The sequence below is a fragment of the Microcoleus sp. FACHB-68 genome, assembly GCF_014695715.1.
Classification (GTDB): Bacteria; Cyanobacteriota; Cyanobacteriia; order Cyanobacteriales; family Oscillatoriaceae; genus FACHB-68.
This window is the reverse complement of the sequence record NZ_JACJOT010000016.1, coordinates 1-24,216: the sequence shown is the minus strand read 5'-3', so window position 1 is coordinate 24,216 and position 24,216 is coordinate 1. Positions and strand designations below refer to the sequence as shown.

General features: G+C 47.5%; 21 protein-coding genes and 1 pseudogene. 7 read left to right on the top strand and 15 right to left on the bottom strand.

Annotated features, from left to right (window positions below; translation table 11 throughout):
• Window positions 1-30: 30 nt before the first annotated feature.
• The 3 genes from aroQ to H6F73_RS21490 all read left to right on the top strand — a co-directional run bounded on the left by aroQ (window position 31) and on the right by H6F73_RS21490 (window position 4,817).
• Window positions 31-477, top strand: coding sequence for a type II 3-dehydroquinate dehydratase (gene aroQ / locus H6F73_RS21500; protein ID WP_199330730.1), 447 nt, complete (start codon window positions 31-33; stop codon window positions 475-477).
• A 115-nt stretch (window positions 478-592) separates the two neighbouring features.
• On the top strand, window positions 593-1,588 hold the full coding sequence (locus tag H6F73_RS21495) for an ADP-ribosylglycohydrolase family protein (protein ID WP_190760817.1): 996 nt from the start codon (window positions 593-595) through the stop codon (window positions 1,586-1,588).
• Between the two features lie 610 nt (window positions 1,589-2,198).
• A complete protein-coding gene (locus H6F73_RS21490) occupies window positions 2,199-4,817 on the top strand; it encodes an HDIG domain-containing metalloprotein (protein WP_190760974.1) in 2,619 nt (872 codons plus the stop codon).
• A 193-nt stretch (window positions 4,818-5,010) separates the two neighbouring features.
• Here the strand turns inward: H6F73_RS21490 and H6F73_RS21485 are convergent, their stop codons facing one another.
• From H6F73_RS21485 to H6F73_RS21450, 8 genes are all read right to left on the bottom strand, one after another.
• Entirely contained in the window at window positions 5,011-5,811 is an 801-nt protein-coding gene (locus H6F73_RS21485) for a carbohydrate ABC transporter permease (RefSeq protein WP_242072605.1), read from the bottom strand.
• A gap of 359 nt (window positions 5,812-6,170) precedes the next feature.
• Window positions 6,171-6,743, bottom strand: coding sequence for a 5-formyltetrahydrofolate cyclo-ligase (locus tag H6F73_RS21480; protein ID WP_190760815.1), 573 nt, complete (start codon window positions 6,741-6,743; stop codon window positions 6,171-6,173).
• A 34-nt stretch (window positions 6,744-6,777) separates the two neighbouring features.
• Window positions 6,778-6,939 carry a hypothetical protein gene (locus H6F73_RS26705; RefSeq protein ID WP_242072595.1) on the bottom strand — a complete coding sequence of 54 codons (162 nt, stop codon included), beginning with the start codon at window positions 6,937-6,939 and terminating at the stop codon, window positions 6,778-6,780.
• A gap of 309 nt (window positions 6,940-7,248) precedes the next feature.
• On the bottom strand, window positions 7,249-8,193 hold the full coding sequence (locus H6F73_RS21470; protein WP_190760814.1) for a GDP-L-fucose synthase: 945 nt from the start codon (window positions 8,191-8,193) through the stop codon (window positions 7,249-7,251).
• An 84-nt stretch (window positions 8,194-8,277) separates the two neighbouring features.
• Window positions 8,278-9,357: a GDP-mannose 4,6-dehydratase gene (gmd, locus tag H6F73_RS21465; RefSeq protein ID WP_190760813.1), complete on the bottom strand. Its 1,080-nt coding sequence runs from the start codon at window positions 9,355-9,357 to the stop codon at window positions 8,278-8,280.
• 12 nt (window positions 9,358-9,369) lie between these two features.
• Entirely contained in the window at window positions 9,370-9,753 is a 384-nt protein-coding gene (locus H6F73_RS21460) for a hypothetical protein (RefSeq protein ID WP_190760812.1), read from the bottom strand.
• 153 nt (window positions 9,754-9,906) lie between these two features.
• Window positions 9,907-10,611, bottom strand: a complete 705-nt coding sequence (locus tag H6F73_RS21455; RefSeq protein WP_190760811.1) for a sugar transferase — start codon at window positions 10,609-10,611, stop codon at window positions 9,907-9,909.
• A 105-nt stretch (window positions 10,612-10,716) separates the two neighbouring features.
• Window positions 10,717-11,859, bottom strand: coding sequence for a glycosyltransferase (locus H6F73_RS21450; RefSeq protein WP_190760810.1), 1,143 nt, complete (start codon window positions 11,857-11,859; stop codon window positions 10,717-10,719).
• A gap of 288 nt (window positions 11,860-12,147) precedes the next feature.
• Here H6F73_RS21450 and H6F73_RS21445 point away from each other — a divergent pair, with 288 nt between their 5' ends.
• Window positions 12,148-12,312, top strand: coding sequence for a metallothionein (locus H6F73_RS21445; protein WP_190760809.1), 165 nt, complete (start codon window positions 12,148-12,150; stop codon window positions 12,310-12,312).
• 173 nt (window positions 12,313-12,485) lie between these two features.
• On the opposite strand, the gene H6F73_RS21440 is transcribed toward H6F73_RS21445, so the two are convergent.
• From H6F73_RS21440 to H6F73_RS21420, 5 genes are all read right to left on the bottom strand, one after another.
• Window positions 12,486-13,346 (bottom strand): metal ABC transporter permease, encoded by an 861-nt coding sequence (locus tag H6F73_RS21440; RefSeq protein WP_190760808.1) that lies wholly within the window; start codon window positions 13,344-13,346, stop codon window positions 12,486-12,488.
• Window positions 13,347-13,541: 195 nt separating this feature from the next.
• The gene (locus H6F73_RS21435; protein ID WP_190760807.1) at window positions 13,542-14,675 is read right to left on the bottom strand and encodes a glycosyltransferase; all 1,134 of its coding nucleotides are present in this window, start codon (window positions 14,673-14,675) and stop codon (window positions 13,542-13,544) included.
• 83 nt (window positions 14,676-14,758) lie between these two features.
• Window positions 14,759-15,910 (bottom strand): NAD-dependent epimerase/dehydratase family protein, encoded by a 1,152-nt coding sequence (locus H6F73_RS21430; protein WP_190760806.1) that lies wholly within the window; start codon window positions 15,908-15,910, stop codon window positions 14,759-14,761.
• Between the two features lie 184 nt (window positions 15,911-16,094).
• Complete coding sequence (locus tag H6F73_RS21425; RefSeq protein ID WP_190760805.1) at window positions 16,095-16,691, bottom strand: chromophore lyase CpcT/CpeT; 597 nt, start codon at window positions 16,689-16,691, stop codon at window positions 16,095-16,097.
• 223 nt (window positions 16,692-16,914) lie between these two features.
• Window positions 16,915-18,228 carry an esterase-like activity of phytase family protein gene (locus H6F73_RS21420; RefSeq protein ID WP_347239594.1) on the bottom strand — a complete coding sequence of 438 codons (1,314 nt, stop codon included), beginning with the start codon at window positions 18,226-18,228 and terminating at the stop codon, window positions 16,915-16,917.
• A gap of 189 nt (window positions 18,229-18,417) precedes the next feature.
• Here H6F73_RS21420 and H6F73_RS21415 point away from each other — a divergent pair, with 189 nt between their 5' ends.
• The 3 genes from H6F73_RS21415 (at window position 18,418) to H6F73_RS21405 (ending at window position 21,999) form a co-directional block, all read left to right on the top strand.
• Entirely contained in the window at window positions 18,418-19,701 is a 1,284-nt protein-coding gene (locus H6F73_RS21415) for a tetratricopeptide repeat protein (RefSeq protein WP_190760804.1), read from the top strand.
• A gap of 478 nt (window positions 19,702-20,179) precedes the next feature.
• Window positions 20,180-21,178 (top strand): metal ABC transporter substrate-binding protein, encoded by a 999-nt coding sequence (locus H6F73_RS21410; RefSeq protein WP_347239593.1) that lies wholly within the window; start codon window positions 20,180-20,182, stop codon window positions 21,176-21,178.
• Window positions 21,179-21,180: 2 nt separating this feature from the next.
• The gene (locus H6F73_RS21405; protein WP_190760803.1) at window positions 21,181-21,999 is read left to right on the top strand and encodes an ATP-binding cassette domain-containing protein; all 819 of its coding nucleotides are present in this window, start codon (window positions 21,181-21,183) and stop codon (window positions 21,997-21,999) included.
• A 129-nt stretch (window positions 22,000-22,128) separates the two neighbouring features.
• On the opposite strand, the gene H6F73_RS21400 is transcribed toward H6F73_RS21405, so the two are convergent.
• Both H6F73_RS21400 and H6F73_RS21395 read right to left on the bottom strand, forming a co-directional pair.
• Entirely contained in the window at window positions 22,129-23,910 is a 1,782-nt protein-coding gene (locus H6F73_RS21400) for a hypothetical protein (protein WP_242072594.1), read from the bottom strand.
• 216 nt (window positions 23,911-24,126) lie between these two features.
• A pseudogene (locus tag H6F73_RS21395) lies at window positions 24,127-24,216 on the bottom strand (IS1 family transposase); the annotation flags it as partial.

Here is a 24,216-nt window from a genome sequence, read left to right as displayed (position 1 = left end):
TTGTTGAGTAACGAACAGGGACAGTTGCGCCTGTTAAGTATCCTTGTGCTGCATGGGCCAAATCTCAACCTCCTGGGTCAACGAGAACCGGGAGTTTATGGCTCTGTAACTTTAGATGAAATTAACCGCCTACTAGAAAATCAGGCAGGAGCGCTAGGAGCGAAAGTCTCTACGCTGCAGTCGAATCATGAAGGCGTGCTTGTAGATGCGATTCATTCGGCATCTGGGCATCATCAAGGGATTTTAATTAATGCAGGTGCTTATACCCATACGAGTGTGGCGATTCGAGATGCAATCGCAGGGGTGGCGATTCCTACGGTAGAAGTGCACCTGAGTAACATTTACCGCCGAGAAGCCTTTCGTCACCACTCCTTTATTGCGCCGGTGGCTATTGGACAGATCAGTGGATTTGGCGCAGACAGTTATCGCCTCGGTTTACACGCTCTGCTGGGCCATCTGAGAAAGGATGAAGCATGAAGGGACAAGGCAAAGGGCTAAAGGCAAAGGCGAAAAACAAAATTCTTATTTTTAATGCAGCCGCCCGGTTAATGCTTGTGTTCGGCATTGGGCACTCAGGACGAGGCGCTAGGCAATGCAATACTCAATCCTAAGTCGATTTGAAGCAGCCTTATTGGGGGCTGCGGTTGGAGAAGCTTTGGGGGCTGAGTATCAAGTTAGCTCACAAATGTCATTGGCACATCTGTGGACGGGTGTGAGCCACCAGGGATTGAGCCGGCAGGGCAGTAATTATCAAAATTGCGCTGTGCCTCTAGGCTGGGGGTGCATCGCAGTTGCCGGCGCTCAAAGTTTGATTCAAGCCGGTGCGTTGGATGTAAATGAATGGCGTGCCAGATGGGAAAAATTCCGTCCTGAGCTTTTCACCGGCACTGAGGCAGTTGTGGCAACGCTACCAGTGGCGCTGTTTTTTCATGAAAATGAGGCCAAACGGCAAGCGCAACTACAACAGGCGGTTGCAAGTGTGCCGAATGCCTTACAGTCGTGCGATGGAGTTTTGGCGGTTGGATTTGCCCTGACTCAAGCGCTGAAAGAGAAACTCGACGCTGCAACTTTGATTCCCCTGATGATCGCTTATCTAGAAGAAAGCCGTGCAGATGAGGTGGATCGAGCTTTTTTGGCACAGCTGCGGCAGGTTCAGACTTTGTTAGAGCAAAGAGCCGGTTTAGAAATGGCTAAGCTCATGTTGGTGAGGCATCAGGAAGCTACACCCAACACCACGCCTATTACTTTAGCGCTGTATTGTTTTTTAAGCACGTTAGAAGATTTGCGTCTGTCTGTGATTCGCGCTGCTCGCATCGGGAAAGCCCCACAAATCACTTGCGCGATCACCGGCGCTTTGTCAGGAGCTTATAACAGCACTGCCGGCTTACCAATTGCATGGCGCACACAATCAAGCCAACCGGAAACGGATTCTATGAGTCGGTTGTGGGGTGTTGGGGTTACAGAGATTCTACAGCTCGCAGCTCGCTTGGTGGCTGCGTGGTCTGGTGTTTATGAGGTTTCAGATGTTTCACTTGAATCAAGCCGGTTGAGGGCGGTTGCAGCGCCCCAAGTCATGAGGCTTCGTTAATCGGGGAGAATTGAAAATAAAGAGTTGACAAATTTTACAAAATGAAATCGAAAAAACAACTTTTTCAGCGAGCCAGAGCCAGCCCGCCTTCAACTGGAAAACCCTTGATGTGAAGTGAGCACCCAGCCAAGACAAAATAACTGCTGCCTCCTTTTTCGGACACGCCCCTATTTACCGGGTAAGAGCAGATCGAGAGTCCGTTCATCCTGCCGCATTAAAATCATCCTTAAGGGGGATTTTTTTGAACAGCAAGACGCATTAAATGTAAAAGGGCATACTATAACCGTTCGCAAGTGTTGCCACCGTGGGTTTAAGATCGTGGCGCACGCCCGGTTTTATAATTATGCCTGCGATACAGTTCCTGGCCAGCCCGCTCGTCAAGTTGAAAATAGTGATAATGAGTTGGCAAAACAACTAGGTTTAAAGCTGTGCCTAGCAGAGAATAAACGCTCACCTTCAGCGAATTTTGTGCCTCTACGGGCCGGCAACAACAGACACACATGAGTTGTATGAGCGTGGTAATCACTGACCCACATTCTTCCTTAGCTAAAGTAGGAGTGTGGAACAAACAAGCCCTCACCAGCCAGGGGGCATCGTGCGGAGAGTTCAGATGAACACGCTTTCTTCATTGACGCGGCAGATTGAACAACTTCGCATTCGCTATGGTGCTCAGTGGCGGCGAGGGCTATTAGCAAAAGTGCTGACAAAGAGCTTGGCTGAGGCTAAAGCTGCCGGCAGCACATCACCCAAGTCAACCCACAAATCCTTATCTCGCTTTTTGCCCTCTGTGTCGTCTAATCAACCTGATGTATACCAAAAGCGCTCAATAGTTTCACAACGCCAGAACTACAGAGCGCACACGCCCATTTCGCTTGTGCTGGCAGTGGTATGCCTCACCGGCTCCATCGGTCATCGCTTCTACAATAAGCCAAAACTGGATGTTGGCACGACGGCTCCCTACACAATCGTTGCGCCAACAGCGGCGAAGGTGGAGGACACCAAAACCACGGAAGAAAACCGAAAAGCCGCCCGAATAGGCTCTGTTCCCGTATTAAAAATCGATCAGGCAGTTAACCAGCAGATATACAACGACCTGAGACGAGCCATCGAACAAGGTAACGAACTCCGCCGCATGGCCGGCGTGGTGCCCTTCACAGAGACTTCCAGCTTGTCAACTGAGACGCAGTTATACTTGCGTCAAGCAAGGGAAGCGGACTGGCGCTCGGTTTTAGCCGCGCTCAAAGACCAAAAAGAGCAAAAGGATAGCAAAAAGCCCGATAGTAACCCCTTGCCGGCGAATGCGAGGAAACCCTTAGAGGAATCCTTGGAAGCGCTGCGCCGGCTTGCCCGCAAAGATCCTTATAGCGGGGTCATTAAACAGATCCGTCCTCCGTTAAATGTGGCAGGCCAGCAAGCCATTGCTGAACTTCAAGCGTATCGGCAAACGGCTTCAGCGGAAAATTTTTCTAGCCTGTTAGAGACCATCACTCAAGCCCGCCGACGTTATATGATGGCTGTCGCAGCGCTTTCTGAACCATCAGTGACTGGACTGGCCAATCGATACGATGCGGAGCTGTTCGCTTTGTCTGAGGCCGATTGGCAGAAAATGCAAGTGGGCATTTATCACGCGGCAGAACGTCTTTTGGCTCAAGGAATTTCTCCGGGACTGCCGGATGGCATTTTAAAGCACGCCGTAAGCCTCCAAGTTAGAACAGCAGTGCCAGCGGAGGCAGAATCGCTCTCGACAGATATATTACTGGCCGTTTTACGGCCCAACTTGATCAGGGATGCAGAACGCACTAGACTTCGGGCAGAGCAAGTTGCTTCTGAGGTAGAACCCGTCATTGTTACCATTGATCGGGGTGAAGTGATTGTCCGCGCCGGCCAACAGATTAACCAGCCGGATTTTGTCCTGCTCGATTACTTCGGCAAAAGCCAGCGAGAGCCGAACTGGGTGGGGTTGATCAGCTTAGGTGGGTTAGTAGCCGGTGCCGTCGGCGTTTTATGGGTGGTAGAGCGGCGCTTTCATCCAGGGTTGCGCCGGCGCGATCACATCTTGGTACTGCTGCTAACCTTAAGTACGCCGCTGTTGGTGGCTTTGCAGGTGCCTCACACAAGCTTGCCCGCGATTGGTTTATTACTGGGCAGTTTCTATGGTTCAGCCGTCGGAACAACCGTCGTCGCTTTGCTGGGTTGGGTGCTGCCGGTTGGCTTGGAAATTGACGGAATTCATTTAATCGCCAGTGCCGCTGGGGGCTTGATCGGTGGCTTGATCGCAGGCAGATTACGCTCACGCGAAGAACTGGCCCTTTTAGGCGGTGCCGTCGGATTAACTCAAGGAACTGTGTATCTGCTTTTGACGCTGATGGCCAGTGCGAGTGCCGGTTCGATCTGGTATGCCGTCCTCAGCGCGGCAGCGCTGCAAAGTCTCGCCGGCTTGGCTTGGAGTATCGTGGCACTCGGCCTTAGCCCTTACCTGGAACACGTCTTTGACCTCGTTACCCCCATCCGCTTAGCTGAATTAGCGAGTCCCAACCGGCCTCTATTGAAACGCTTAGCCTCGGAAGCTCCAGGTACATTCCAGCACACTCTATTTGTTGCCACCCTGGCCGAAGCAGCCGCCAAAGCTCTGGGCTGTAACGTGGAGCTAGTGAGAACCGGCACACTATACCACGACATCGGTAAAATGCACGATCCATTAGGGTTTATTGAAAATCAGATGGGTGGCCCTAACAAGCACGATATCATCGATGACCCTTGGAAAAGTGCGGAGATTATTAAAAAGCACGTCCTTGAAGGGTTAGTAATGGCTCGTAAGTGCCGGCTGCCTACGGCGATTAAAGCGTTTATCCCAGAACACCAGGGAACCATGCTCATCGCTTATTTTTACCACCAAGCCCAGCAGCTAGCAGCCCAAGACCCCAGTTTAACCGTGAACGAAGAGGATTTTCGCTACGATGGCCCAATTCCCCAATCGCGTGAAACAGGAATTGTCATGCTGGCAGATTCCTGTGAGGCAGCGCTGCGATCTCTTAAGGACGCCACCCCAGAAGAAGCTTTGAATATGGTTAATAAGATCCTTCGCGCCCGCTGGCAGGATAACCAGCTGACAGATTCCGGTTTAACCCGCGAAGAGATGCCAAAAATTGCTGAAATTTTTGTGCAAGTTTGGCTACAGTTTAATCACAAACGCATTGCTTATCCGAAAGCAGTTTTAGCGGCTAAATAAAAACGTTGTGATTATTGGGTAATAAGCAGCTTATCAAGTTTTTATAGGAAAGCATCAACCAAATTCATGGTTTAGCCTGTGCTAATGTCGTGTTAAACCTGACTTCAGCCGAGGTTCAATACAATATTTCTTTAATTGACCTTTAGAAACGGGTTGACTTTAATGACAGCGAAGAATGAGGCGAAACTGCTCTTTAACCCTTAACTCCACTACCGGCATCTGTGGGAACAATGTAGCGCTGCACGAACAAAAATAGAAACAGCACCGGCAAGATGGAAATCACAGAACCGGCAGCAATTAACCGCCAATCTAAGGAAAAGGTGGTGCCGGCAAGGGTTGCCACTCCCAAAGGCAACGTATAGTATTCAGGCTTATCTAAGACAATTAAAGGCCATAAAAAGTCACTCCAAGAACCGATAAACACAAAAATGGCCAGTGTCACCAGTGCCGGCTTGATGGCAGGTAACATGATATGCCACCAAATCCCCAACTCAGAACAGCCATCCATTCGGGCAGCTTCTTCTAATTCTTTAGGTACACCCATAAAAGCTTGCCGTAATAGAAAAATGCCAAAGGCGGAAGCAAGGGAAGGAAAAATGATGCCCAGGTAAGTGTTAATCAGGCGGAGTTTTACGGTCAAGATATACAGGGGAATCATCACGATTTGGAAGGGAATCATGATGGTGGAAACGATAGCGGTAAAAATCAAGTCGCGCCCTCGAAAATCCAACCGTGCTAAAGGATAGGCAGCGAGAGAACAAAACAGCAGATTTAATCCCACCGTCAAACCGGCAACCAATGTGCTGTTAAACAAATACTGGCCAAAAGGTTCGGACAACCAAACTTTGACAAAGTTCTGTAATGTTGGCTGAGCCGGCAGCAATTGCGGAGGAAATTGGAAAATGTTCTCTGCCGGCGACTTCAGGGACGTACTGATCAACCAAAACAGGGGCACAAGCATAATAAAGGCCAGCGCACTCAGTAGCCCATACATCCAAAGGTATTTCCACCCCGACCATTTTAAGCGTTGAGGTTTAAATTTAAAATTTTGATTTTTTTGATTAAGCATGGCTTTTTAGCAATTGGAGAACAAGATTCTTAATTTTAAAACAAAGTTTAAATGTCTCCATACAAATTTTATTTAAATAGCTAATCGCTAAACTTTAATCAGCAGAAAGTTTGGTTTAAATTCTTATAAAAAAACCTAAATGGACTTGAAAAAATATATGTAATGTCATATTATAGTAATTGTATTTGTCTGACTAAATACCACTCAAAGGTAGGTAGTTGGAGTGCGACGGACAATAGTCCGTCGCGCAAGGTTCAGAGAAATTGCAGAAAAAACTAGGGATTTTATTGTATCATTTTTATCCCGGTTTCTGTACAAACGCCATGCAATTGTTTATCCCAAGAATCAACAGGCAACTGGGGTAAGTAAGCAAATTGAAACACAATGCCGAGGGTTGGTTTGGATGCCCACTCCGGTGAAGTGAAGAGCCGGTCGTAAAAGCCACCGCCATAGCCTAAGCGATATCCTTGCTGATCACAGGCAACGGCTGGGACAAGAATTAAATCTACTTCTGCCGGCTGCAAAGTTGGGGAATTGGGAGCGGGTTCAATCAGACCATAAGAGCCGATTTGCAGGGCTTCTCCAGGTTTCCAAAGGTGCCAAGACAGAGATTTGCCGGCACATCGAGGAAATCCCCATCTGTGATTATCACTAAATAAAAGACTGAGGTCGGGTTCTTGGCGGAAGCTGAAGTAAGCCAGGATTGTTTCTGATTTAGCGAACAAAGATGAGGATTGCAGGTGGCTACAAAGCTGCGTACTTTTTTGCTGCCAAATATCTGCCGGCAGCGATTGCCGTTGTTGCAAAAGCGCACGTCGCCATGTTGCTTTATCTAGCCGGGAGTCAGTGCTGCTCATGGCACGGTTATTAAAACATTTTTGGGTTGGGATTTTAAGGTAGGGCTAATTCCATTGGCAAACTAAAGATATTAAGCTTGACCAAGACAACAACCACAATGGTATACAGCGTAGAAGTCGCCAAACTCGTTAGCAAATCTTTCTTAAAATTTTTTTCTTTATTTTCCAAAAAAGTATCTGCTGCCCCCACTTGCATTAAAATAAATTCCAAAACGTTGGAGAACCAGTAGCCGACGATTGTGAACGGTAATAATAAATCTGGAAAAGGTAGACTGAAGAGGTAGCCGAATAAATAAGCAATAGGCAGGTTAAAGAAAATATCGTTCCACCAAGATAAGGGCGATCAGAGATATCCGAATCCCATTAACGATACCCCTCTGACCTTTTTCCACATTAATTGATGAGTTTTATTTTCTCTTGGCTGCTTAGGATAGCTTAGCACTAGCGGTTGGGAAACGAAAGACTAAAAAAGCCCGCTTTCTTTGAGAAAACGGGCTTCCCACACTTAAGCAGCGTGCTGGCGATACCAATCAATGGTATTTCTTAGCCCTTCTTTAAATTCAACTTGGGCAGTAAAACCAAAAGCTTGCTTTGCTCGTTCGGTATCTAAACAGCGACGTGGCTGACCATTCGGTTGATCGGTTTCCCAAACAATTTCTCCCTTAAATTCCATCAATTCGCAGATTAGTTCTACCAGATCGCGGATGGTAATTTCATAGCCGGTTCCCAAATTTACTGGATCTGGATCGTTGTATTTTTGGGTTGCCATGACAATGCCCCGCGCTGCATCTGTTGAGTACAGAAACTCGCGGCTGGGAGTGCCGTCTCCCCACGCCGGCAGTTGTTTGTCTCCTCGCTGTTGGGCTTCGTAAACTTTACGAATTAAGGCGGGAATGACGTGAGAACTGCTAGGATCAAAGTTATCTTCTGGCCCGTATAAATTCACCGGCAGCAGATAAATTCCATTGAAGTTGTACTGTTGCCGATAAGCTTGGAGTTGCACTAATAAAGCTTTCTTTGCAACTCCATAAGGAGCGTTGGTTTCTTCCGGATAGCCATTCCAAAGATCATCTTCTTTAAAAGGCACGGGTGTGAATTTAGGATAAGCACAAATCGTGCCAACGCAGACAAATTTTTCGACACCGGCTTGATAGGCGGAATGAATGAGCTGAGTGCCCATCATCAAATTGTCGTAAAATAATTGGGCCGGTTTTTCCCGATTTAAACCAATGCCACCGACGTGCGCTGCTAGGTGAACGATAATATCCTGCTGTTGGACAACTCGTTGGCAGGCATCCATTGAACACAAATCATACTCACGTGAGCGAGGCACTGTAATTTTTTGGGCGTCAGCGCCAGCTTTGACGAGCTGATCTATCACTTGCCGGCCCAAGAAACCAGCGCCCCCCGTTACCAGAATTCGTTTGTCTTTTAGCTCTAGTGTTGTCATTTTTGCGTCCTCCCGCCTGCGTCTTGGAATTTTAGATTTGAGGTTGATCTGGTGAATCTCTAATCTCAGCTTCTCAATCTAAAATTAATCAAATCTGCCCCCCGCTTCTTGACGAATAAAAGCGTGATCCTTAAAAACTTGGGTCAAATCTTCATTGGGTGAAATTAAACCCAGCACTTCTAAGTCTGCTTTGACCATCAAACCTACTAACTCTTCAAAAGTGACGGTCGGTTCCCAACCTAATTTTTGCCGCGCTTTTGTGGAGTCTCCTATCAGCAATTCAACTTCCGCTGGCCGCAGGTATCGCTCATCAAACTCTACATAATCGTGCCAGTCTAAGTTGACGTATTTAAACGCAACCTCAAGAAACTCTTTGACTGAGTAAGTTTCGCCGGTTGCGATCACATAATCATCGGGTTCTTCTTGTTGTAGCATTAGCCACATGGCTTTAACATAGTCCTTTGCATAACCCCAATCCCGCTTAGCATCTAGGTTGCCCAGATAGGTTTTTTTCTGCTTGCCGGCAACAATTCTGGCAATTGCTCGTGTAATTTTGCGCGTCACAAATGTCTCGCCCCGACGCGGACTTTCGTGGTTGAAAAGGATGCCATTACACGCAAACAGACCGTAAGACTCCCGGTAATTTACCGTTTGCCAGTGGCCGTAAAGTTTGGCACAAGCGTAAGGACTTCTGGGATAAAACGGGGTTGTTTCCTTCTGAGGAATTTCTTGGACTTTGCCATACATTTCGGAGGAACCGGCTTGATAGAAGCGCACTTCAATGCCGGTGCGTTGCTGATAGTCTCGAATTGCCTCTAGCAGGCGCAGTGTTCCCATTGCCACTGTATCAACCGTGTATTCTGGCGAGTCAAAACTCACCCGTACATGGGATTGAGCACCCAAATTGTAAATTTCTACAGGTTGGACTTCTTCTAAGATTCGCCGCAAAGTTGTGCCATCGGTCAAATCACCATAGTGCAAAAATAACTTTGCGCTTTCGTTGTGAGGATCGACATAAATGTGGTCAATCCGATCAGTGTTAAACGTGGAAGTCCGCCGGATAATGCCGTGAACTTCATAGCCATTTTCCAGCAACAACTCGCTTAAATAGGAGCCGTCTTGACCTGTAATGCCGGTGATCAGCGCTCGCTTCCGTTGCGTCATCCTCAGTATTCCTTATGGTTGGTTACAAAGAAGAATCTGAACGTAAAATTCAGTTCTTTGATAGATAGGCCGGCTGCCCATAACCGGCGAGACTGAGTGTAGAGTTCCCATTTGTGATTGGCTGATATCATTTGCCACACACAGCCAGTCGGCCACCGGATATCTACCATCTGGGGCGTCAGATAGCTCACCGATGATAGGAGTGCCTTGGTTTGAGCAAGGCTGATGGATGGCACTTTCCCCTGCTTTGGTGTCTTCTGACCCTGAGCTGGGGATGAGTGCCGGCTTAAATCCCAACTGCTCTTGCCGCACCCTCTCCCGATCTGAAAATCTCCCTAATGGAAACAAATGGGGAGTGTCAATCCCTACGTTAACTTCAAATCGGAAATCAAGCACCCACAAACTTTAAAATGTTTGTAAAGAATTCAAAATTTTTGGGATGTTTGCCACTCCTTGAACCGTCTTGTCTGAGAGATTGATTGTGTCAGACTCAATAGCGCATTGCGTCTTTCACAGACTTTATGCACCAGGCGAACCCTACTTTTCGCTTTAGTAGGCTCCATTATTTTTGGGGAAAATGACGACGCCAAGGGTTTTGAAAATCAGCCACAAATCCATCCAAAAATTCCGGAAGTTGACATAATAGACATCCATTTGAACTCGGCGGGGATAGGGAATGTCATTCCGCCCAGATACTTGCCACAAGCCTGTAATTCCAGGCCGGATGGTTAGCACCTTATCTATATGCCGTCCATATTTCGGCAGTTCCTCTTCCACTAAAGGTCTAGGACCCACAACGCTCATGTCCCCTTTCAAAACATTCCAAAATTGAGGAAATTCATCCAAGCTAGTCAGCCTTAAAAATCGACCGATCCAGGTAATTCTAGGGTCTTGTTTAAGCTTGAAATTATTCTCGAATTCTTGACGAAGATGGGGGGACTCTGTCATGAGTTCTAGCAACATTTCGTCAGCGTTTTGAACCATTGTTCTGAATTTAAGACAGCCAAAGGATTGGCGGTTTTTTCCCACACGCTCTTGTCTGTAAAAAACTGGCCCTGGTGAGGCCAGAGCAATTAGCATAGCTAAGAGCAGATAAACTGGGGAAAACAGGATCAGAACACATAGAGAAAACAGAATATCGAACAACCGCTTAGAAAACTCTCCGTCTAGACCACTCAATGCGAGGGGCGGAAAGCCCCGTTTAACCATCGCCCGAATGACCTTGCCGGAGATGAGTTGGCTTTCGGCAGTCATCTTACTCCTTCAATTCACACCACACACAGTCCTGATCATAAAGCCTCTAGACGCTCAAGGGCGGCGAAGTGGCTTTCAAAGCTATGGACAGTAAGATACAGATTTTTAGCCTAGATTTCTAGCCTCAAATTCTTGATAACAGTGATCTAAATAGGCCAAGTAGCGCTCTTTAAAGATTTTGGGGGCAAATTTTTCTGCGTTTGCTCTCACCTTGTCGGGATTAAAAGCCGGTTGAGATGCCTCAAAAGTCTCCACCGCCTCCTTTAAAGCTGCTGTGCTTTGCTGGGCAAAAAACACGCCTGTCCCTAAATCCGGGTGTTGCTGAATATCTCGCACTGTTTCCAGTGCGCCACCGGCACCGTAGGCAATCACCGGCGTCCCACAGGCTTGAGCTTCCACCAAAGCCATCCCAAAATCTTCGCAGGCTGCATACACAAAGGCTTTCGCCTCCGCCATATACTTCTGTACAACTTCAGACGGCTGCCAACCCAGCACTCGCACATTGGATTTCGCCATTTTGCGAATCAGTGGCAACTCTGGCCCACTGCCAATCACCACTAAGGGAAGCCCTAACTGGTTGAAGGCTTGGACAATTAAAGATACTTTTTTATAACTTACTAACCGGGAAACGGTTAGGTAAAAATCTTGTTTGTGTGGTTGAACGGAAAATCTATCGATATTCACCGGCGGATAGATCACTTCGGCTTCGCGCCGGTAGCAGCGCCAGATGCGTTGTGCGGTATGTCGGGAGTTGGCAATGAAATAGTCAACTCGGTTTGCTGAGACAGCATCCCACTGCCTGAGCCGGTGTAGCAACTGTCGCGTTAAAATCCCTGGAAGCCCTTTGCCGGCAATACTGCTATTAAGATAATCAAACGTCATCTCCCAGGCATAACGCATCGGCGTGTGGCAGTAGCAGATATGTAATTGCTGCGGACTTGCTAGCACTCCTTTCGCCACTGCGTGGGAAGAAGACAAAATTACGTCATACTCTCGCAAATCCAGCTGTTCAATCGCCACCGGCAGCAGTGGCAGATATTTTTGCACCCCCTTCCGCGCTAGAGGAAAATGTTGCAGAAACGTCGTTCCAATCGGACGCTTGAAGAGATAGCTTTCTGGATTAGTCGATTCAAAATCGATGAGTGCGTAGAGATCGGCATTGATGTGCTGCAAAATTTCCTGCACAACCAATTCTGACCCGCCGGTTGCCTCTGGCGTTAACCATTCATGAACGAGAGCGTACTTCATATTTTGAATTTTCGATTTTGAATTCACTCTCAAATTTAAAACCGTTACAGTTTACCTTGCGCCGGCAGCCGGTTTGCCTCAGTCAATCAGCTTTGTCCATTTTTCCCACCTCATTGCCGGTAGTCCACCGACAACTTCTTTGCCAATTCCATCTCCGGGATAAATTCTTGTCTCGATTTTTTAAAAGCAACTCACAAAACCTCCGGCCCGCTGTTCAGGTGTTATAGTAAGAAAGACTGAACAAGTATTCAGATATTTAACCGATTAAGAACTGAACCGGAGAAAGTTATGGCCACTGTAACCCAAATGAAATGTGCCTGTGAATCTTGCCTGTGCGTAGTTGCCCTTGAAAATGCGATACATAAAGATGGCAAGCCCTACTGTAGCGATGCTTGCGCTAACGGTCATGCTGACGGAGAAAGCTGCGGTCACACCGGCTGTGGCTGCCACTAGAGGCTAAATGCCAGGATTAGTCCTGTCAAGGTAATCTCAACGGTCTGTGCGTCATTGACGATTGGTTGATCGAGAAAAAGTTGACGGGCAAGTGCGCGTTGAACTGTAATTGAGCGACTAACCCACACAGATCAAACACCTTGACAGGGCAACGGCTAGGAACTAATGAGTTTTTATACTCTGCTTCTCACAGCAAAACCCTTCTGCCAAGCCATAATCCCCACAAATAATAAAAATTGCACCAGGACGATGCTGGGTCCAGAGGCGAAGTTGAAAAGACCCGAACCCAGTAAGCCAACGGCACTGCTGAAAACGCCCAGAATCGCACAAAGGGTGAGAAATTGCGAAAATTTGTGGCTGAGTAACTTAGCGGTGGAAGCAGGAATCACGAGAAAGGCGTTAACGAGGAGTATTCCCACAGCTTTTATTGCTACAGCAACCGTTAGAGAAAGCAGCACCACAAATATATATCGGTGCAAGTCTACAGAGACGCCTTGAACTTTTGCCAAAGCAGGATTTAAGGTTAATAAAATTTGCTGTCGCAAAGTTGACAGCACAAACACCGCGCTAGCGAGAAGCAGCAGCAGAATTAAGATTAAATCCGTTTCATTAATAGCCAAAATATCGCCAAACAGAACTGCCAGCAAGTTGCCCCGATAACCGGGGATAAAGCTGGTGAGGATGACGCCAATAGCCAAGCCTCCCGATTCTGCAATACTGAAAACGCTGTCGCTGGCTAGATCGGTTTGGTCAATTAAGTACAGGACGCTGAGGCCAAAAATAATGGTAAAGGGCAGCAGCGTCCAAGTTGGATTGACGTTGATTAAGACGCCCAAAACAATCCCCACCAGAGATGCGCTACCAACAGCATCGCTGAAATAAGACAACCGTCTCAGGGTGACAAAGCTGCCGAGTAAGCCTCCCAAAATGCCCATGAGAATGCCACCGGCGATCGCACGCTGCATGAAAGGAAACTGCAACAAGCTGAAAAAATCAGCGCTGCCGGTGACGGCGAAGTAGGAAGTGTTATACATAAAGTCAGTAGGACTGGCAGGATGGAGAATTGAACCTTAGCCGCTAGCCCCTCATGGTGAGCCAAGTTTATCAGAACTCATTTAAGAGCCGTCAAACTTGTTGTCAAATTCTTATACTTGGTGTTGTGTCGTTTTTGAATGGCTTTAGGCTTTAAATTCTCACGATTGATAGCTTATCATCATGATATTTATTTCCTAAGCTGCCCTGGGCATCGATTGAGGTGCGAGTACGGCTTGATAGTACCGGCGCAGTTGCGCTGTGGCAGCAGCCCATCCCCAACGTTCGGCTTCCCGGCGGGCGTTTTGCCGCAGGGTTTCCCGTTCTTCGTGATGCGCTAAAAGGCTGAGAGTTGCTGCAATTGCCCCATCTTCATCTTCTGGGTTGAAGAGATAGCCGTTGACGCCATCGGTGACGATATCGGGAATTCCGCCAGAACGCGCTGCGATGGCAGGGCAGCCGGCAGCCATCGCTTCTAGCAGCACTAATCCTAGGGTTTCAGTGCGCGAGGGAAAGATAAAAGCGTCGGCAGAGGCGTATGCAGCGGCTAATTCTAATCCTTGAAGGTAGCCGACAAAATGGGTGGCTGTGCCGGCAAAGTGCTGTTCCAAGGCTTGCCGGTTTGGGCCATCGCCCACTAAAGCAAGACGAGCATTGGGAATTGCTTCTAGCACCGGCTTAATGCGTTCAATTTCTTTTTCAGCACCCAACCGCCCTACATAGAGCAATAAAGGGCTTTCTGGATAGCCTTGGCTGAGGCGCACGCGCATTTCCTGGCTGGCTAGATGGGGCTGAAACATCTCCGTATCAACCCCTCGCTGCCACAGATCCACCCGTTCAATGCCGTGTTCTGTTAGTTCTTGCACCATTGCCGTTGAGGTACACAAATTAAGCTGAGCTTGATTGTGGCCGGTTTTTAGCAATTCCCACAGCAAGGGTTCTAGCATTCCTAACCCGTAATGCTGGAGATATTTCGGCAGATGAGTGTGGTAAGACGCTACCAACGGAATGCCTAAAGTTTTGGCGTAGTAAAGCCCGCCCAATCCCAAAACTGCTGGGTTGACAGCATGAATGATATCTGGCTGAAACTGTTCTAGCTGCTGCCCAATTGCCGGTCGCGGGAAGGCCATTTTCAGCTCTGGGTACAGCGGTAGGGGGACACCAGAAACGCCGTAAATTTTAGCTCCCTTGTACTCACGCAAGCCCCCATCGGGGCAGAAAATCAAGACTTGATCGCCGGCACGCTGCAAATGTTCAACTGTGTGGCGCAGGCGCGTCACGATGCCGTCAACTTTAGGCAAAAAAGTTTCGGTAAAAAGGGCAATTCGCATAGTTGTCAGTTGTCAGTTATCTGCTGTCAGCACCCAGCCGTCAGTTGTTCGTTGTCAATACCGGCTGACTGCTGGCAGCTAACTTATCGACGCCAAGAAACTTTGGGCAGAATTTGATCTTTATCAACGCGGTTTTTGTACTTAATCGCAAAGTTCAGCAACGAATCTAACAGCGAATCAGAGAGATAGTGAGGCTGCAAACCTAGATCAAGAAGATTGGTATTTTTAGCATTGAAATAATGCTCTTCTTTTTCAACTCTGGGATTATCAAAGTTTTGGATTTCTACATCTAATCCCACTGCATTGCCGGCCTTTTTCACCATCATGGCTAAGTCGCCGATGCTAAACAGTTCCGTGAACTGGTTGAACACTCGAAATTCACCCGGTTGCGCTGGATTAGCGATTGCCAGTTCCATGCACCGCACTGTGTCACGAATATCCAAGAAGCCCCGCGTTTGTCCACCCTTGCCATAAACGGTTAGGGGATGGCCAATTGCTGCCTGGATGCAAAAACGGTTCAAGGCTGTGCCAAACACGCCATCATAATCCAGCCGGTTGATTAAAAGCTCATCCATGCCGGTTTCTTCTGTCAAGACGCCGTAAACAACGCCTTGATTTAAATCGGTAGCCCGCAAACCCCAGATCCGGCAAGCAAACTGGATGTTCGTGCTGTCATGGACTTTACTGGCATGGTAGAAGCTACCCGGTTGCTTGGGATAGGGTAAGGTATCCTTGCGCCCGTTGTGTTCGATGGTGATGTAACCTTCTTCAATATCGATATTCGGCGTGCCATACTCACCCATTGTCCCCAGTTTCACCAAGTGGCAATCGGGGAAATGTTCTTTCATGGCGTACAGCAGATTCAGCGTTCCCACGACGTTGTTGACTTGGGTCAGAACTGCGTGTTCGCGGTCAATCATCGAGAATGGGGCGGAACGCTGTTCGCCAAAGTGGACGATTGTGGTCGGTTCAAACCGGCACAACGATTGTTTGAGGAAATCGTAATTATTGATGTCCCCAACAAATAAGTCGATGGATTTGCCGGTGAGATCGCGCCAGCGCTGAATACGTTGCTGGATCGGCGCAATCGGAGTCAGGGTTTCCACGCAAAGTTCTAGATCCCAGTGCCGCCGCACTAAGCTATCTAAAATGCCGACTTCGTAACCTTGGTTAGAAAGATAAAGTGCGGTTGCCCAACCGCAATAGCCATCACCGCCAATAACCAGGACTCTCATAAGTTGATGAATCTTGCTTGCCAATACTCGGTAAATGTATCAGGTTTGTGTACCCTGTGACATATTTCGCTTGGGGTCTGTTGGGATTTGTCGTTTGTCCTTTGCTATCAATCTTTTGTCTTTAATTGTTGACAAATTCCTTTAACTATGCAGCTAGTTTCATCCAGCAAAGGACAAAGGACGGTTAAGCATTCACAGCGATCTCATCAGCAAAACTGCCACAGCGGACAAATTCAAATGGGCCGGCAAGTGCGCCCCAGAGATGTTCATCAGTTTCTGGATCGCGTCCCCGATCATGGCTGACGAATTTGTGTTCATCAATTTCAAAGAAACTGTCAAGATAAGTCGTTTTTCCTTTACGCACCACAATGCAACCTTTACCCGGTTCTACTTCGCCTTTGAACCCCTTCCCTGTCCAGTGCGTGATAAACGTGCAGCCCGGTAAGAGTTTCAGCCGGCCAACCGTAAGGTCTTTTAAGCGTTCGCTTTGGCGAGAAGCCCCATAAAACTGTTCTTCTCCCTCAACCGCATAATTCTCAATTTTGATGTGATCCTCTGCCGGCACCAACTTTAAAACCCGCACTCGGTACGGCTCATTGAGCATATAATCATACGCCTGCTCTAAATAAAGACTCATGCCACCAAGGAGTGCTACCGGCAGAGGTCGCATACAAACGCGAATGTGAGCAAAAAAAGGAGGATTTTCAAAAGCTTGTTGCTGGTTGCTAAAGTCACAAGCCATCCAGCGGGCCAACGTGGCAATATCCGTCGAGTGGGTCATAACGATTTTGGATTTTAGAGTTTGGAAGTTGAGCTGTAAATAGTTGACAAAAAGACAGTTTTAGTGGTCTGACGGCTACATGAATTTTGCATTCATTGTCCCCATCAGTGATATAAAGCGCTGAGAAAAAAATAATGAACCCAACTATTTTAAGGGTCTGCGTTCGCTTCTGATCCCATAAATAAAAAGGCCGGCCTTTTAAAAACCGGCCCGCCGAGATTCATCAATGCCCTTGTTTGAGGCGGAACAACAAAAACTGCGTCACTTGGGCTTCATCGAAATTGTTATCACTGACCAACAGTAAACTCTCTGTCCCATCTGGCAATCGAGGGCCAAGCGTCATGCCCTCCAAATTGTCTAAAGTAATTCCCAGCGTGCTCAAGTCTAGCAATAACTTTTTCCTCACCGGCTCAATTTTTCGCAATTCACCTTTGAGACTGGCAATGCCAGAGGTATCTGTCGCCGCCCCGGTGGCCAATTGATAAATCTTGGCCCCATACCCCAAGAAACCCAAAGAACGTTCCAAACCCAGAAAATGACCCCCCCGGCCCAACGTTAATAACTCAGTTAAACCATTGGCAACCGACCACCTTGGCCCTGTGTCCATCAAATAAAGATGTTCAGAAATTAACAGCGGTGGCAGATCACTAATCAAATAATGCATCAGCCGGTTTTTGACCTCTTGATCAGCGCTTGGTGGATCGCGATCCTGTTCCAGAGGCGACTCGGTGGCTGTAAACAGGCGAAGCGGTTCCCCAACGCCGCCTGAGTCTACCGTTAAAGATTCAAACCCTAAATTATTTTGTACCCCTTGCCGATTATCAGGATTACTCCTATCGGGGATATAACGTGGCGGGATGGGTAAATTTTGCTGCCACTGGCCGGTATTAAGGTCAAATTTTTCTACAAACGGAGGAATATCCAGATTTGCAATTCCTTCGCTGGCGACAAATATGGTATTTGGAGGGGCAAAGGCAATTCCTTCAGGGTTGATCAAATTCCGCTCAAACGGTTGGCCATCCTCACCAATCAGTTGGGTAACGCCTTCAACTTCAACATTTTGAATGCTAATTTCACCGGCACTGTCAGAATTAAGAGCGAGGCGGAGGGTGTAAAATCGAGCCGGCGAGAAGGCACTCGGATCGTCAGAGATTGCATAGAAGCGGTCTCGCTTGCGATCATAGGCAATTCCAGATAAACCCCCTATCGGCGTATCCTCAAACGTTTGCGGGGGTAGTTGGTACTCGCCTAAAAATTCTAGGGATAAATCCAGAAAAATCCGTTTCTCAGCCGCTAGTATCCGTCTCTCCTGTGCCGGCGACAACGTTTTTTCCTGCGCCGGCAGCGAATTCCCTTGTTCAGCCGTCACTTGGGGTAAAGTACAGCCGGTGAGTAAATTGGATAGAACGAGTGCCGGTACTAACAGCCAGGAAACGAACCAACGAACGTTCAATCCCGTCTTTCCTAAAGAAAGTTTCGCCAGAACGCCTGATAAGGCTCGATAGCAAGCGCTAATGTTTACAAATTCTCTGCTCACTTCAAAATCCAGAAGTCAGTGGTCAGTAGTCAATGGTCAGCAGCCTGCGGTCGTAAGAACGGACAACTGACAAACGACAATTTAGATAAGAACAGCTCGCTTTCAATGTAGCAGCCAGCTGGCCTTTAAATATAAAGGCAACACCTATCCTTTACACCCTACCACCTAGCACCAGGCAAGATTGTGGATATGCAAACGTCGCTTGAGCAAAAAACCTTATTTTGGCCAAGTCGCATTCAACTTGTGAGGCTGGCTTGTTCCGCCGCCGGCATCCTTTTGCTGTTGTCGGTGGCAGCCGATTTTAGGCCGGTTTTTGCTCAGCAGTCCCAGCAATCTAAGCCAGATGAGCCTTATACTAGCCCCCTGGAGATTACCAAACCCGATCCCCTACTGCCTCAATGGCCCTTAAAAAAGCCGTTAACTCCTCTAGAAGTTCAAGCTTTAACCACTGCACTCGATGAACTCAACCAGTTGGCAACTGCCCAACTACAGGCGGGAAATTTAGCAGAAGCCTTTAAAATTTGGTATCGAGAACTGCGGTTGCGCCGCTTTCTTGGCCCTCTAGCAGAAGTAGAAGCCTTAACCAGAGTCGCGAAAATTGCCCTAAGTCAAAATCAGACAACACAAGTCCAGTTGATCACCCAACGGTTGCAAGTCATTTATCTAGAAGCACAAGCGCAACCCCCTATTACTCCCCAATTGCTGCAAGCTTTAGGAGATGTGTTTGTATTGGTGCAAGCAAAACAATCCGCTGTAGATGTTTACCAGAAAATTCTAGCCAACGCACAGGCGAGACAAGATGTGCCGGCGCAAGAAATCGCCCTGAAAACAATCGCCGAACTTTACTTTGGCGGATTAAACTTCTCAGAAGCAGCCGTTGCTTACGAGCAACTATTAGCGCTGAGTGAAGCAAAAGTAACCCGCACTGAGCAAACTCGATTAGAAGAAGATACCTATCTCCAACAACTCGCCTTTATTTATGATCATGTTCAACAACATCAAAAAGCATTAGATGTTCGCACAAAAATTTTAAATCGCTACCGCATTGCCAAAGATCCAACGCAAGTAGCGACACTTAAAATTGCAATGGGAGAAGATTATGAAGCATTAGGCCGGCTTGGTAAAGCCGCTCAATACTATCAAGAAGCCTACACTTTAGCATGGCAATTGCAGCAATATGCTAGAGCCGGCGAAGCATTGCAAAACTTAGCCACACTTTATCGCTCACAGAACGAACTCGAAGCAGCCCTGCAAGTTTATCAAATTTTAGTCGTAGTCGATCAAAAAGGTTACAACTTTTTTGGAATGATGGATACTTATGATCGAATCGGCAAAATATATTTAGATCGTCAAGCTTACACCCAAGCCCTAGCCGCCTTTCAAAAAGGATTAGAACTGGCAAACCAACTAAAATATCAAGAAGATTACTTTTATCGACAAATTGAGCTAGTCAATCAAAAACGCTCTCCCTAACCATTAAAAAATATTCATAAAAACTCCTTAAAATCATATTCAATTGTTTTTATTACTCAAAACGAAACAATTTTAAAAATCATCACTTCATCCATAAAACTCAGACACTCACCGACAACACATCTGTGTTTATCTGTGTGCATCTGTGGTTGAAAAATCTTCCCAAACTCCCAACAATTCCCCCAAAAACCAGAAAAAATCAAGCCACCAACCAACAAAACATCTGCGTTTATCTGCGTTTATCTGTGGTTGAAAAATCTTCCCAAACCCCCAAAAATTCACCCAAAAACCAGAAAAGCTCAGCCACCAACCAACAACACATCTGCGTTTATCTGCGTTTATCTGCGGTTAAAAAAATCATCCCCAAACCCCAACTAACAAGCGAAGACAAGAAAAACCCCGCAAAATGAGAATAAATATCATTCTTCATTTAGAATAAAAATCATACTCAAAAATTTCCGCAGATTGTAGAAAAACCGTGAAAAGCCCCAACTTGCAGCGCTTGCTGCCGGCATTATTGCTGCTGACTATCGCCACCGGCTGCAACCAAACCCCCTCCACACCCGTATCTAGCGCACAGAATACAGCATCTAACTCAAAACAACTCAAAGTCGTAGCAACCTTTCTCCCGATCTATTGGTTCACCAAAGCAGTAGCCGGCGACAAAGCAGAAGTAGAAATTTTAATCCCCCCAGGCACAGAAGTGCATGAGTACCAAGCCACGCCGGCAAACGTGCGATCACTAGCACAAGCAGATGTGCTCGTTAAAAATGGCTTGGACTTAGAAGAATTTCTAGAAGCAACCGTAAAAAACTCCCAAAACCCCAAGCTGAAACAAGTAGAGGCAAGCAAAGGCATTCAAACCTTACAGGAAATTTCCCCTGTCGTGAAGCCAATTGAAGGTGCCGGCAATGAAGATCACGATCATGACCATAATGAAGACAAGACAAAAGATGCTCACGAACACAGAAGCGGCAACCCCCACGTCTGGATCGATCCAGTCTTAGCCAAACAACAGGTACAAAATATTCGCGATGGCTTAATTGCAGCCGATCCAGACAATAAAGCCTCCTATGAAACCAATGCTGCTGCTTACATCCAGCAACTCGAACAACTCGACAGCCGGTTTAAACAGCAGATGCAAAAGTATCCCAACTGCACCTTTGTCACATTCCACGACGCCTATCCCTACCTCGCCAAGCGATACCAACTGCAACAAGTCGCCGTTGTCAATATCCCAGAACAAAGCATTTCCCCGGCTGATGTGGGAAAAACCATTGCAGCCGTAAAACAATACAACGTCAAAGCACTATTTGGGGAACCGGGGGTAGATAATAAATTGCTGCAAAGTCTTTCCCAAGACCTCAGCTTAACCCTGCGTCCTCTAGACTCATTAGAATCTGGCCCGCTCGATCCGCAGCATTACTTTACAGCGATGCAAACCAATCTGCAAACCATTGAATCTGCTTGTCAATAGATGTGAGCAACCTCGACCCACCCAGCGGTGGCCCATTACCCTCTCCAAATCCCCAGATCCCGATCCTGAAGGTACAAAATCTGACGGTATATCAAGGCAACTATACGGCGATTCAGGATGTCTCATTTGAGTTGCAACCCGGAACAGATACAGCGATCGTTGGCCCTAATGGTGCCGGCAAAAGTACGCTGGTGCAAGCAGTTTTGGGTTTAATTCCGCACACAGCCGGCCAGATCCAAATATTAGGCCGGCCTATGGATCGGCTGGGAAACCTGTGCCACCAACTCGGCTATGTGCCGCAAAACTTTCTTTTTGATCGCTCATTTCCGATTACTGTCTGGGAATTGGTGGGGTTGGGATGGGTGGCTGGGTTAAACCATCAAAATCCAAAATTCAAGTGGTTTTGGCAAACCAACCCAGAAAAAGTCGCAGCAGTAACCGCTGCCTTGCATCGAGTAGATGCTTACCGGCTGCGTCATCAAGCTATTGGCACCTTAAGTGGTGGCCAGATGAAACGGGTGTTGCTGGCTTATTGCTTGGTTATGCCACGCCGGCTGCTAGTGCTTGATGAAGCATTTGCCGGCGTAGACGCGCAGGGAGAAGCCGAGTTTTACGCCTTGCTTAACCAACTCAAACGCGAACAAAATTGGACAGTTTTGCAAATCTCTCACGATCTGGATATGATTTGCCGGCATTGTGATCGCGTTATTTGCCTCAACCAAAGAGTCGTGTGTACCGGCCAACCCGACATTGCTTTAGCCCCTCAAAACTTGCTAGCCACTTATGGGCCGGCCTTTAGCCGGTATCACCACAACCACTAAATACACTAGGGGTAACAGCGTTACGATTTCAATCTGTAGGAAACCAAGTCTAACGACAAGCGACTTCATCAGAGTCTTGGCAGTTAGGCACCGATGCCCCATGCCCGATGCCCGATGCCCTATGCCCTATTAAAAAATAACAGTAGGCGCAAGGGGAACAATACCCGGAACTTCACCGCCCAGCATTGCTCCCTTACAGTCCACCATTGTGGCACCATGCTCAAGTAAAACCTTGAGAAGTTCTATTTCAGTCCGGCGAGGCACCATTGTTTTCCAAGCCTTGAGTGCTTCGAGGATGCTGGCAGGAGTGATAGCACCATCTTTCAGGTGCGCTGCCACATACTCGTTATCCCCGCGCCAACTTTTTGGAACAATTCCCAAAGGGATGAGTACGGTACTTTCAACATCATTAAGCAGTGACTCCAGCCGGCGAAAACGCTTTGCCTCATAACTGTTGGGATTGCTATCAAGCCAGCTTTTCACCACAGAATTGTTGAGAACTTCATTCTCCAACCGCCTGCCGGCAGCGAATAAAGCCTGACTGGAATCCTTGACACAAGAAGCTGCCGGTGTGACGAGAGATGCGCCATTTCCCCCGCCGGCGCGGTATTTGGCGGTCATCAGGGCCAGTTCTTGTAAGATGACAATGAGGGGATTGAACGTATGATTGCCTAGCCGGTAGGGAACCGTGAGTTCTGGAAGTCGCACGAGTACATCAGAAATCGGCAGCGTATACATCCATCCGTGTCTTAGACTGCCCATATATAAATGCCAGCGCATTGCACCGGCAATCACACCTTCGCGGTTATGTGCATAAACTTGCCGATATACCAGATCAAAGCGCAACTCGCCGGTAAACTCATCCCTAACAACTTTGGCAAAACCAAATGCAAAGTGTCCCGGAACGATTCCCAACGGCACCTTATCACCCCTTTTACCTCCCCGCCATCCGTAGGTGTGAACCACAAGCGCCACATCACCGGCATACCAAAGTTCTTTCGTGCGCTTTGCGATCAGTGCCGATGTTCGTTGGTTTGCGGGAACCATCCCCCCGTTATTATCTAAAAGCGCTCTTTCAACCCACTGCAATGGAATGTTTTTCCATTTCGAGTCTGTAACATAATCGCGGCTTTCGTCTCTGCCAATTAACATTCGCGTTGGCAAAAGTTTGAAGACGTCTGCTGGTTCCAAAGCCTTTACCGTGAAGGAACCAGAGGCATCCTGCGAGCCATAAATATACCAGCCAGAAGCATTCAGGGGTGACTTTTCAATATTTTTGATAGAAGTCTGCTCAATACTGGTTCCCGGTAAAACTGTGCCGGCATCAGGGAGGGCAATCACTTCTTCAAGGCCATCAAAACTACGGCTGCTGGGGTTATAATGCCGAACGCGGTAGCGCTTTTCTCCTGCCGGTGCAATAAATCGGATTAGCGCCTTCTCAATGCCGGCAATTTGATAGGGTTCGTCTCCAATTGCCAGAACCCATAAATTCCCCTCTCTGTCTGCGCTGACAACATCCAATTCTACTTGCACATCATCAATCGTACTGCCGCCGGCTAAGGACTCCAGAGGACTAACTTTTGACCATCCATCCAGCCGAATTGGGTGGATAAAATGATTTTCCTTCATACTCTTACGAGTAATTTCATCAAAATGGATGTCAATGACAGCGCGATGCAGCCACTTGCGGTGACAAGAGGTAGAATGCCAAGTCACCCAGACTTTTTTGCCTTTAAGCTGGGCGTGTGAATCTGGAGTATTCTGAACTTCCATATAAACTCCGCCATCACTTCGCCTTTCTGCCAGAGAAGGCAAAATCAACCGTCCACTCCACTTCGCAATTGGGCAGTAAAAGTTTTTACGCTCTAAGCTAATATTCATAAATTGTGTATCACCAATACTTTCAGGCATATCAACCTGTTTCACTCCCGCAACCGCAGTTCAGCGTATTTTTGTAGGGCTTGGGTGTGGTTTTTAACAAACGCTGGCTGCCTATTAGCTAAAATAACATCTGCAAAGTCAGTTTTTTAGATGAGAGTTGGCACCCTACCCCCCACAGATAAACCATCTGCGTTAATCTGCGTTAATCTGCGGTTAAAAACTCGGCGTTGCTGAAAATGTAATGAACTAAGCTGGCAAGGGAACTGTTCGGTACTTTAAGTAGTGAAGCAGTAAACGCAGTGAACACTTCAGCATCTCCACAGACTTGGAATAACA

Coding starts and splice junctions, on each gene's coding strand:
- gmd (WP_190760813.1), bottom strand. CDS start 9,357: ATGACGCAACGGAAGCGAGCGCTGATCACCGGCATTACAGGTCAAGAC.
- H6F73_RS21400 (WP_242072594.1), bottom strand. CDS start 23,910: ATGCCTGAAAGTATTGGTGATACACAATTTATGAATATTAGCTTAGAG.
- H6F73_RS21490 (WP_190760974.1), top strand. CDS start 2,199: ATGAACACGCTTTCTTCATTGACGCGGCAGATTGAACAACTTCGCATT.
- H6F73_RS21440 (WP_190760808.1), bottom strand. CDS start 13,346: ATGTATAACACTTCCTACTTCGCCGTCACCGGCAGCGCTGATTTTTTC.
- H6F73_RS21435 (WP_190760807.1), bottom strand. CDS start 14,675: ATGCGAATTGCCCTTTTTACCGAAACTTTTTTGCCTAAAGTTGACGGC.
- H6F73_RS26705 (WP_242072595.1), bottom strand. CDS start 6,939: ATGCAAGTGGGGGCAGCAGATACTTTTTTGGAAAATAAAGAAAAAAAT.
- H6F73_RS21485 (WP_242072605.1), bottom strand. CDS start 5,811: ATGTATGGGCTACTGAGTGCGCTGGCCTTTATTATGCTTGTGCCCCTG.
- H6F73_RS21480 (WP_190760815.1), bottom strand. CDS start 6,743: ATGAGCAGCACTGACTCCCGGCTAGATAAAGCAACATGGCGACGTGCG.
- H6F73_RS21415 (WP_190760804.1), top strand. CDS start 18,418: ATGCAAACGTCGCTTGAGCAAAAAACCTTATTTTGGCCAAGTCGCATT.
- H6F73_RS21445 (WP_190760809.1), top strand. CDS start 12,148: ATGGCCACTGTAACCCAAATGAAATGTGCCTGTGAATCTTGCCTGTGC.
- H6F73_RS21450 (WP_190760810.1), bottom strand. CDS start 11,859: ATGAAGTACGCTCTCGTTCATGAATGGTTAACGCCAGAGGCAACCGGC.
- H6F73_RS21495 (WP_190760817.1), top strand. CDS start 593: ATGCAATACTCAATCCTAAGTCGATTTGAAGCAGCCTTATTGGGGGCT.
- H6F73_RS21455 (WP_190760811.1), bottom strand. CDS start 10,611: ATGACTGCCGAAAGCCAACTCATCTCCGGCAAGGTCATTCGGGCGATG.
- H6F73_RS21430 (WP_190760806.1), bottom strand. CDS start 15,910: ATGAGAGTCCTGGTTATTGGCGGTGATGGCTATTGCGGTTGGGCAACC.
- H6F73_RS21425 (WP_190760805.1), bottom strand. CDS start 16,691: ATGACCCACTCGACGGATATTGCCACGTTGGCCCGCTGGATGGCTTGT.
- H6F73_RS21470 (WP_190760814.1), bottom strand. CDS start 8,193: ATGACAACACTAGAGCTAAAAGACAAACGAATTCTGGTAACGGGGGGC.